Raw genomic sequence first — 12,202 nt, 5'->3', positions numbered from 1 at the left:
ACAGGTTACAGCTTGACCCCACTTCAAAAGCTACAGGAATATATCATAACCCATGGCCATTTACCAAACGTTCCATCGGCAAAGGATATGGAAACCCATGGTATTGAATTGGGCATTATGAACATGAAGCTCTTAGAAAAAATTGAGGAGTTGACTTTGTATATTCTTCAACAACAAAAGGAGTTGTATTTGCAGAGTGAAAAAAACAAAACACTTGAGAATAGATTAATCAAGTTAGAGACCTTGATAAAAAATAAAAAGTAATTACTAAATTATAATAAACCATTATGATTCACAGCATTAGAACCAGTAAGTTTTCAAAAATCATTGCCAGTTATTTAGCTATTCAGTTACTTATTACGACGGTACAGCCCTCCAATTTATATGCATTAACAAGTGGGCCGTCTCAACCGGAGTTTAATGCCTTTACTCCTATTGGCACGTCCGATATGGTAAACCTCTCTACGGGCGATTTCAACTACAACATCCCCATTATGGATGTGGGTGGTTATCCATTAAACCTGGCTTACGATTCTGGTGTGACGATGGATCAAGAAGCCTCTTGGGTCGGTTTAGGCTGGAATTTAAATGTGGGGCAAATCAATAGACAAGTTCGCGGTATTCCTGATGATTTTAAGGGCGATGAAATGACCTATGAACACAACTTAAAACCCAATGTTACGGTGGGGATTAGTGCGCAAGTTGGCACTCAAGTATTTGGAATTGAAACTGAGGACTATGTGAAAGCGTCTTTAGGTATGGGAATTAAATATAATAATTATAGTGGTATAAGTTTTACTCCATCCTATGGATTATCATTTGATTTAGGGGATTATGTAAGTCTAGGAATGAGTGCTCAATCATCAACAACAGAAGGGGTAACCGTCTCTCCCAACCTTAGCGTTAAAGATAGAATTGCTAGTTTTAAGAATGGGATGTATGCAGTCGAAGGTAATTTGAATGCAGGGCTAACTTATAACTCTAGTAAAATGTTAACTTCATTCAACTTAGGTGCCTCTATGTCCCTTAAGAATGGAGGTTTTGCAGGTACTGGTTATGATCCCAGTAACCAAGGTCTTAATATAACAAGGTCTTCTGGTAGTATATCATTTTATGGTCCTACATTAACCCCAAGAAAGCGCACAGCCTTTAAGGATTTTAATAGTACATTTTCATTTTCTGTTGGATCTTCTGTAAGTGGTTTTGATATTGAGGGAGAAATATCTGCTTCGGCCACAATTCAAAAAGTAAGGGATAAAACAAAAATAGAAAAAGCCTATGGCTATGAATTTACTGGGCAAGCAACCGAAAATGATGTTTTGGATTATAACAGAGAAAATGACAGGAATATCAATGAAAATATCTTAGCACTACCATATACAAATTACACTTATGACTTATATAGCGTAAATGGACAAGGAATAAATGGGATGTTTAGACCACATCGAGGTCAAATAGGTCAAATCTATGACGAGTATGTAAAAGATGAAGGAGCAAGTTTTAGTTTAGGTGCTGAATATGAAGCTGGTTGGGGATTGCATGTGGGGGCTAATTTTGTTAAAGCTCCCTCTGAGAGTTATACAGGGGGCTGGCAAACTAAAGCATCTCCCTCTTTTAAAAATGAAAATGAAAACACTAAGAATGGTACTTCTAATTTTGATTACGAACCTGTATATTTTAAATATGTGGGAGAGAATAAAGTAGATAAGGAGCGCTCGCTTTATACCGATCAATTACATGGTGACAAAGCTATGGCACTTAAAATAGGTGGTGTAGGTTTTGATAAATATGCCGATACACGTTTTAGGGTAAAAGAGTATGGAGTAGATAATAACAATCAATTATTAACTAATAGTAATATACCAAGAGGTAATCTTAAATCCTTTTCGGGAGATTTTAAAAGAACCAAAAGAGACGTTCGCAACCAATCCATTCAAAAACTCACCGTTAAAGAACTAAAAGATTATTATACAGGAACCTATGCCCAAAATCATATTAACAAATATGCAAAAGAGCACCATACAGCGGAAATGCGGGTGTTAAAACCAGATGGTGCTACTTATGTATTTGGTGAAACTGCCTATAATATAGAGAAACAAGAAGTCACATTTACCACTAATGCTATTGGGGATTGTGCAACTGGAATTGTTAATTATAATTCCGGTGAAAATAAAAACACTAATACAAGCGGTATCGATCATTTTTATGATAATGTAAAAACGCCTGCCTATGCACATACCTACTTACTATCTGCGGTATTATCTTCAGATTATGAAGACCTAACTGGCAATGGCCCTACAGACGATGATTTAGGAGCTTATACTCTTTTTGAATATAAAAAGGCTCAAGAGGAACCCTTCCAATGGCGTATTCCTTTTGGTGCTAATGAAGCTTCCTATAATGAAGGTTTACGTAGTAACCGGGCTGACCAAAAAGGGAGTTATCTCTATGGTAAAAAAGAGGTAAAGTATATCCATAAAATAGAAACAAAAACCCATGTGGCTATTTTTAAATTATCCGATCGAGAAGATGGTATTGGTGTTAATGATCATAACGGGGGAGCTGGAGCAGGGAGATTACAACAAATAGATGAAATCCGTTTGTACTCAAAACCGGAATATAATGTATTTAGAAAAGAACTTGAAAATGATGATCCTACGGATGATCCAAATATAAGCATATTATCTCCTATTAAAACTGCTCATTTTGAATATGACTATTCATTATGTAAAGATTTACCAAATAATGTAAATTTTGTACCTGGTGATCCTGATCCTATTAACCCTAATGCTGAAGTAAATAAGGACGGTAAACTTACTTTAAAGAGGGTTTATTTTACATATAGAACTTCTTTAATGGGGAAGCATACGCCTTATACTTTTAGTTATAATGAAGATAATCCTATTTATAATCCAAAATACAGCTTAAAAGCCTTTGATATTTGGGGAAACTACAAACCAAATGATGGTGATACTAATTGCGGTACACAAGGAGCGATCACCACCTCTGAGTTTCCTTTTGTTGATCAACAAAATAAACAAACACAAGATGTATATGCCTCGTCATGGTCGTTGACCTCAATTGGTTTACCATCTGGAGGCTCGATAGACCTTACTTATGAGAGTGACGATTACCAATATGTACAAGATAAACCCACCATGCAAATGTTTAAGGTGGTTGGAGCAGGAGAAGTTGGTAATATCAATCCAACTGATCCTGAAAGTAATCAGTTTTTATACAATATAAATGGTGTTCAAGAGGCAAAATATTTATATGTGGAATTACCAGATGAAACTCATACCAATTTTGATTTTAACACGAAATATTTAAAAGGTCAAGATAATAAGCCTATTTATTTTCGCTTTTTAATGAATATGACAAGGAAAGGGGCTTTGAACACTTCAAGTCGTGATTATGATTATGTTACCGGTTACTTTGAAAAAGATGGCAATGTAAATGTATTTCAACCTAATATAAATGGACCCGTTTATGCGGCTATCCCCATGAAATGGACACCTATGGAAGGAGGTCTCAATGGGAATAGTGATAAAAACCCTATTACTAAAGCTGGTTTATACTTTGCTAGAACCTATTTAAATGATGTTGCATTTGGTTTAAATGCAGATTATCGAACAGAGAATGTTGTTACCATTGCTAAAAAACTAGTGTCTAGCATTGGTGCTATTGGTCAAATTTTTCTAGGTCCCAATGAAGCATTAAGAAATAGACTGTGTGCGAGACAGTTTATCCCCGAAAAATCATGGATTCGTTTATCAACACCTAAAGCAAATAAATTGGGTGGTGGTTCTCGTATTAAGCAATTGGTTATGAATGACCATTGGGACGAAATGAGTACAGGAGGCTCTTTTCAAACCTATGGACAAACTTACAGTTATGCCTTAGAAGATAACAGCTCAAGTGGTGTAGCTACTTTTGAACCTAATGACAGTGCCGAAAATCCTTTTGTTGAGCCCTTTTATGATAAAGGAGTGCGTTTAATTGCTCCTAGAGAAGTCAGTTATATAGAAAAACCATTTGGTAAAGCTTTTTTCCCTCACTCAAAAGTCACCTATAGCCGTGTAACGGTAAAAAATATTGATAGAACGGATATAAAAAGACACGCTACAGGAAAAGTGATTTCAGAATTTTATACAACAAAGGATTTTCCAACCAAGGTGGATTATACAAGTATTGATAGTGATGGTCTTGTAAGTAATCAAGGAAGAGTACTTCAAAACACTATTAAAGGTTTATTTGGACTTCCTGTACGAGTCAAAAATCAATATACTTTATCGCAAGGTTATAGTATACATACCAACGATATGGACGGAAAGCTAAAAGCTCAAAAAATATATCAAGAAGGTATGGATACTCCAATTTCATCAGTAGACTATCATTATAGTACAGAACAAAACACTCTAAATAATGTATTACCTGTTATAGAAAAAAATGGAAAAGTAAGTAATAAAGAAATCGGTGTCGATTATGATGTTATTACAGATTTTAGAGAATCTTATTCTAAGTCAGAAACTAAAGGGGTTAATGCTAATTATTATTTAATTCCATATGGTTTTGTATTACTATGGTTTTTTACAGCAATTCCTATAAATAACAAGCACGAAAACATTGCCCACAGTGTCATTACTACTAAAGTGGTTCACACGACGGCTATTTTAAAAGAGAAAATAGCAACAGATCTTGGTTCAAAAGTATCCACAGTCAATGAAGCTTGGGATGCCGAAACCGGGGAGGTTATCCTAACCAAAACCATTAACGAGTTTGACGACGCCTATTACAATTTTAATTTCCCTGCTTATTGGGCTTATAATAATATGGGGCAAGCTTCTAAAAACTTAGGTCTTCAAGGTACTTTAGAATATAACGGCGAATACTTCACATTACAAGGTGTAGGATATGCTAATGATTATTTGACCCTTGGGGACGAAATTATGACGCAAGATGGTAAGCGGCTTTGGATAGTAGAATTCAATAATGACGGTTCTGGTGTATTGCTTATGAATCGTTTGGGAGGTGTGGTTAATAGAGAAGGCGGTGCATCAATACAAGAAGATATGGACTTCAAAATAGTTCGATCTGGGTATCGTAACCAACAAATGGGTAACATGGCATCTGTTACTATGATGAAAAACCCATTAACGACATTAATTGATGGAAAAATAGATACTACAAGTTTCTCTCAAGCTTTAGAAGGTTCTGCTTCTACCAATTTACGAATAGTAAATGCCAGTGCAGTTGCTTATAACGATTTTTGGAACTGCCAGTGCGAAAACAATTTACCATTCATTCCTAATGCAAACTTAAATGAAGATGCATTGGCTGAATTATCTATAGAAAAATATTTATTCAATCCTTATTTATACAATGCTAAAGGCGAATGGCGTGCAGAAAAATCATATGCTTATTTGACAGAGCGAACCAATGTGAAAGAAGGGGCGGATGTTTCCAAAAATAACATTCGAAAAGAGGGCTACTTTAAACAATTTAAACCCTATTACGCATTGAGCGGTGAGCAATGGGAATTAAATACCGATGCATCACAAGACTGGACGTTTGCCAGTGAAGTAACGCAATATAGCCCATTTGGAGCAGAGATTGAGAATAAAGATGCGCTTAACAGGTATTCCTCTGCACAGTACGGTTATAATTTTACATTACCTACAGCAGTAGCATCAAACAGTAAATACCGCTATATGGGTGGTGATAATTTTGAGGATTATGATTTCAGGAATACGGCTGAAGGACATTTTGCATACAAAGATATTGTAGATCAAGATGGCGATAGAGGTATTGTGGTTTCAAACAAATATGCACATACGGGTCATTCAAGTTTATTGATTACTCCTGATGATTCTGGGGCTAATTTACCTGTTGAACTCATTGGTCAACTTCCTCCTATTGAAGATTCTGATAGTGATGGCTGGTTAGATACAGTTGATGTTTGCCCATATACACCAAATCCAGACCAAGCAGATTATGATGGGGACGGTATTGGTGATGCTTGTGATGATAATGCGGTGCCAAAAATAACTGACATAGTAATAACGGGGCAGTTCTCCTGGTTTCGTAAACAAACAAGTTTTACAATACAAGGAAAACCCAATGATATAGTTAGAGGTAAAATAATTGAAATTAAACATGGAGCTCACGGGTGGAAAGCATCTTTAAATGGTGGGCAAATAATTTATGCCCCACAAGATGTTGTTATTCAACTAGATGCATCCGGAAGAGCTAATTTTACCTTAGAAATGGGTGTTAACTCACCAAAGAAAAGTAAAAGAAAATCCCATAATCATACTATAATTGAATTTATATTACTTAATAAGTATAGCAATAATCCAGTTTTTTCTAGTGAAAAAGTTAGAATTCATGTCGTTGGATTTAAAAGACACGATAAACATAACGATCCAGGTGCTACACAAATTTTTCAATCTAAGCTATAAAATATAGATATCATGAAAATTATATTCCATAAAATTACTCTTATACTGTTTTTTATACTATGTGCAACTTATAGTTTTGGACAAACATGTGTAGTGCCACAAAGTGAAAAAGATGCCTTAATGGCATTATATAATGCTACAAATGGTCCAAATTGGACCAACACTTTGGCCAATAACCAAGCTTGGGATGTCAATACCTCTGTTTGTGATTGGTATGGGGTAACGGTTTCCAATGGTACAGTTACTGAGCTAAGCCTATCTAGTAATGGTCTTTCAGGTACAATTCCTGTCTCAATATCTAATTTGGTTAATCTTAACAAATTACAACTTAATAACAATAATTTATCGGGATCAATACCATCAGAAATAGGTAATTTATCAAATCTTAATTCCTTAAGATTATATACTAATCAATTAACGGGGCCTATCCCTTCTGAAATTGGCAATTTAACCAACCTTAAATCTTTAAATTTGAGTTCAAATCAATTAACTGGGGCTATCCCAATTGAGTTATCCAATCTTGTGGATTTAACTGGTTTAACGCTATTTGGCAATCAACTATCGGGTACTATCCCTACTGGGTTGGGGAATCTAACAAATTTAACTGGTCTTTCTTTATATGCTAATCAGTTGTCTGGAAATATTCCTGCTGAACTGGGCAATTTAACTGCTTTAAATTATTTACGTCTATCTGACAATCAATTGTCGGGCAACATTCCCTCAGAAATAGGCAATTTAACTCAACTTACTTACATACACTTAGGTCAGAATGTCCTTTCAGGAAATATTCCTGTTGAAATAGGCAATTTAACGCAGCTTACTTATTTAGATCTATATAACAACCAATTGTCAGGGAACATCCCAACAGAGATAACTAATCTAACCAGCCTTACAACTTTAACTTTGAGTAAAAACCAATTAGCAGGGAGTATCCCTTCAGGAATTAGTTTTTTAACCACTTTACAAATCTTCAAATTTTATGATAACAATTTTATATTCAGCGATTTTGAAAATGAACATCCAACATATACTACTAATTTAACAACTTATACTTACAGCCCCCAAGCCAAAGTGGATGCCGTGGAAACCCCCACAGTCACCGAGGGTTCAAGCTATACCTTTACCACCAGTTTAAGCAGCCCGAACAACAGCTACCAGTGGTATAAAGACGGTGTTGCCATTTCTGGTGCTACCAGTAAAGACTATACTATAAATCCTGTAGGTTTAACAGATGCTGGGGTTTACTATGTGGTGGCTAACAACAGTATTGTGACGGGGCTTACCCTACAGCGTAACGATGTCACCCTTACCGTTACTCCCGATACCTGTGGCGTACCACAAACTGAACGCGATGCCTTAATGGCACTATACAATGACACAGATGGAGGTAATTGGACGAATACCTTAGCCAATAATCAACCTTGGAATATCAATACGCCTGTTTGCGATTGGTATGGGGTGACGGTAACGGATGGAAAGGTAACAGGTTTAAATCTCAATAATAATAATTTATCTGGCACGATCCCTTCTCAATTAGGAGACTTATCCAATCTCCAAATATTAAATTTAGCTTACAATGCATTAACTGGGAGTATTCCTTCTGAATTTGGTAGTTTGTCTTTGTTAAATAGATGCGAATTACAATATAATCAGCTTACTGGTGCTATACCCTCAAGTATAGGGAATCTTATAAATTTAGATTATTTAGTTTTAAGCCATAATCAAATTACCAGTATTCCCTCGAGTATACAGTATCTTACAAATCTGACCGTTTTATACGTTAGCAATAATCAATTATCAGCTATACCTTCAGAATTGGGTATGTTAACTGGATTGGTAGAGTTATCGTTGCACAAAAACCAGATTACAGGCAGTATTCCTACTAGTTTTGGTGGTCTCACGGGACTGTATTATTTACACCTTAACGATAATCAGCTATCGGGAACTGTCCCATCAGGACTGACTGCATTAACCCATCTAACAGGGTTTAAATTTCATAACAATAAATTTGTTTTTGAAGATTTTGAAGCCGATCATCCTACCTTGGAAGCCAACATCTCTAACTTTTATGTTTATAGCCCCCAAGCGAAAGTTGACCAAGAAGAAACCATTAACCTAACAGAAGGAGACAGTTATACCTTAACAACCAGCTTAAGTAGTCCAAATAACCACTACCAATGGGAACATAGTACAGATGGTGTCAATTGGACAGGTGTTGGCACAGATTCCAGTACTTATGTTATAAATTCTGCAACATCATCAGATGTGGGCATTTATCGATTCACTGCAACCAACAATGTGATAACTGGTCTTATTCTTGAACGTAATACCATTACCATTAATGTGGCTGCATCAAATTCAAATGTATGTTTCTCTGGTAACTCTATTATTACAGAATCTCAGAACAAAATAGAAAATAATTTAACATTATCTATGAAAGATGGCAGTACTATTAATTTTATAGATGCCACTGTAGTAGCTGGTTTTTTTGGAGATACAGAAGTGGTATTAAATCAGCCATTTAATTCACAAAGGAAAGCCATTTTTAATACCACAACAATGGGACAATCATTTCCATTTACTGCATTTAGAATAGAGTATGCTATAAATAGCTCATCAGGAACTTATGAAAATAGTGAAACCATATATTCCTATGATTGGGTTCAACCTGCTATAACAGCTAATTTTCAGTGTAGCAATAGCAATAGCAATAGCAATACGCCTCCTACTGCTAACGCAGGTGTAGACGATTCAATAATACTTCCTATAAATACATATACATTAGATGGTTCACAAAGTTTTGACTCTGACGGTACTATTGTGTCTTATCTATGGACAAAAGTCAGTGGTGGAACGGTAACATTTAGTGATGCAAATATTGTAAACCCTCAGGTAACGGATTTAGAAGAAGGAACTTATGTATTTCAACTTACAGTAACAGATAATGATGGGCTCACTGCAACCGATACAGTTACTGTATTTGTTTTAGCTCCAGGCCAAGAAAATAGTTTTTGCACGAGTGAATGGAGCGAGTATCCTACTATAAATAATTTAACACCCTCAGGATCGAATATTGAATGGTATGCTACAGAAACTGGAGGTGTACCTCTTGATAAAACCGATGATATTGATTTAGAAGACGAGTCTGGAACCATTTATTGGTGGGATGATATAACGGATAATATATCTACCCGAACCGCAGCAACTATTATGGTAGACCAAGGAACTCTAATTCACGATTTTGAAGAAGAATATCAATTTTTACCAACAAATGCTACGGTTGCAGATCTCCAAATGACAGGTACAAATATACAATGGTTTGACTCTGCATTTAGTCAAGTACCATTAAATTCTACAGATTTTCTGGTACATGGAGCCACATATTATGTTGAAGATGTAGGCACTTCAACATGTAGGTTAGCAGTAGAGGTGTATGTAGGAACCGTACCTCCAGAAGCAGATAATATACAGTATGTATGCCCTAATGCCACATTAAATGATTTAATAGTAATACCACAAATTGGCGCGACCCTAGTTTGGTACGATTCAGAAACAGGAGGAAATATACTTTCTAACACAGTTATACAAGATGGCGTTACCTATTATGCGGCACAAATAGGAGCAGATACTTATGAAAGTTTTGAACGTACACCAATAAATGTAATTTTTAATGAAGTTAATCCGCCAACAGTGCCTTCTAATACACAAAAGTTTTATAGTAATGAAGAACATACTGTTGCTAATTTATTGGCAAAGGGAAACAATGTGAAATGGTATACTGAACAGGGTAATTTACTTTCAGAGAATACTACCGTGTTAGAAAATGGATTAACCTATTATGCAGAACAAACAGATGGAGGCTGTATTAGTGAGCGTATTCCTGTTACAGTTGTCATCTTAGAAGAAGAACTCCCAACCATTATTAGTTGTGAAAAATTTAAACCACAGATAGGCGGTCATTATGTGATTAGCGGTTGGGTGAGAGAGCAAGGAGCTTCGGCCACGCCTGGAGAAGTACATGATTTCACGGAAGTTAGTGATCTTTTTGTAGAGTTATTAAATCATTTGAAGGATAAATTGTTAAGTGATAATTTGTTCGATCTGGATATGCCATCAAATGGCTATATCCCAGAGTCTGAAGTAGATTTTGACCCACTTGTCCAATTTGTTCAAGGAATACAATCGGATGAATATAAACTTACTGTTTATAATTTTAAGCGTATTGAAGATGATTATGGAGGCATTGAAAACGGTAGGCTTATTGGATTTCAATTTGCGCTAAATAAAAGTGGTTTCCCAGTTTTTGAGTATAGAACTCCAACTATATCAGTACCATTATGCCCAAGTTGCTTTTCAGAATTTCAACAGTCAATAGAAGTTAACTATCCATTATTAGGAAATGGTTCGGACGTTCTAGATTTCACCAATGCAAGAGTGAGTAACGGAAGTCTTTACATCACGCAATCTTTTAATGCTATCAATCCATCTTTAGTCATTAATGATCAAGAAATACAAATACCTGGAAGTTCACCATTATTAGAATCTATAACTTATTATGATTATAGTGAAGCATCATATTACCAACCGCCTAATTATGATCATGTTCAAATTGAACTTAGTTACATAGGAGAAGATGATCAAATCATAAATGATGAAATAAAAATATTTTCACCAAATGGCGCCATTATAGATGGTTGGCAAAAGATTGTTGGAGAATTTACAATCCCCTCTAACGCAAAACTTTTGAATATAAATTTAAAAAGTAATTCCACAGATGTAAATGCCTATTTCGATGACATACGCATCCACCCCTTTGACAGCAATATGAAAACCTTTGTTTACCATCCAGAAACACAACGCTTAATGTCTGAGTTGGATGAAAACAATTATGCCACTTTTTATGAATACGATTTAGAAGGAGGCCTGGTAAGAGTAAAAAAGGAAACAGAAAAAGGAATTTATACCATTCAAGAAACACGGTCTGGAAATGTTAAAGCTAGTAATAATTAAGATGAGAAAAAAAGTTAAAAATTTAGTCTGTCTGGGCTTATTGGTAGTGGGGGTTCTACCAATGAAAGCACAACAACTTAAAGCTTCTGAAACATTAGCTAAAGTTGAAGCTTTTTATAAAACAACTAAAGTTTTTAATCTAGATGTTGAATATGCCATGTATAAAGGATATACAGGCACGCATCTTACAGAGTCTTATAAAGGCAGCATGTATAAAAATGGAGCTGTTACCCAAATTAAGATTTTGGGTTCAGAAATACTACAATTTCCTAAGGCACAACTGACTTTAAATGAGGAAAACAAAACAATGGTTTATAGTCCAATAACAGAGAAAACCCTGCAAAAATCACCTTTAGATATGTCCTCTTTTTTGAAATTTTATAAAGAAGTTTCCTCAGAGGTTTCTGGTAATACCATTATTTATGAACTGGTGGTAAAAAACAAACAACTACCAATTCCGTACAACAAAATAATACTTCATGTTAATAAGGACAATTATAGTATTAAAAAGCAAGTATTATATCTGTCTACAAAGGTTCCATTTGTAGATGAAAATGGAGAAGATACAGAAGATGTAGGTCGTATGGTTATTACGTTTAAAACAAATCCAACAGTTGTAAAAGTACCAAAGTTACAAGATTATGTGATTTTAGAATCTAATAAAAAACCACGCTTAGTTAAAGCGTATACTTCATACAATTTAATAGATCAATCAAATATATAAATGATAG

Annotated in this window: 3 protein-coding genes and 1 pseudogene; all 4 read left to right on the top strand. The window is 35.2% G+C overall.

All coding sequences use genetic code 11. The annotated features are described in order from the left end of the window. Window positions 1–264, top strand: a pseudogene (locus ACGLWY_RS05300) (cell wall anchor protein); the annotation flags it as partial. Window positions 265–287: 23 nt separating this feature from the next. After that, the gene (locus tag ACGLWY_RS05295) at window positions 288–6,461 is read left to right on the top strand and encodes a hypothetical protein (RefSeq protein ID WP_396618609.1); all 6,174 of its coding nucleotides are present in this window, start codon (window positions 288–290) and stop codon (window positions 6,459–6,461) included. Window positions 6,462–6,473: 12 nt separating this feature from the next. Further along, window positions 6,474–11,471, top strand: a complete 4,998-nt coding sequence (locus tag ACGLWY_RS05290) for a leucine-rich repeat domain-containing protein (protein ID WP_396618608.1) — start codon at window positions 6,474–6,476, stop codon at window positions 11,469–11,471. Between the two features lies 1 nt (window position 11,472). Beyond that, window positions 11,473–12,195 carry a hypothetical protein gene (locus ACGLWY_RS05285; RefSeq protein ID WP_396618607.1) on the top strand — a complete coding sequence of 241 codons (723 nt, stop codon included), beginning with the start codon at window positions 11,473–11,475 and terminating at the stop codon, window positions 12,193–12,195. The last annotated feature ends 7 nt before the right edge of the window (window positions 12,196–12,202 follow it).

This window comes from Mariniflexile sp. HMF6888 (assembly GCF_044335535.1).
Taxonomy (GTDB): domain Bacteria; phylum Bacteroidota; class Bacteroidia; order Flavobacteriales; family Flavobacteriaceae; genus Mariniflexile.
This window is presented reverse-complemented; position numbering and strand designations above follow the sequence as displayed.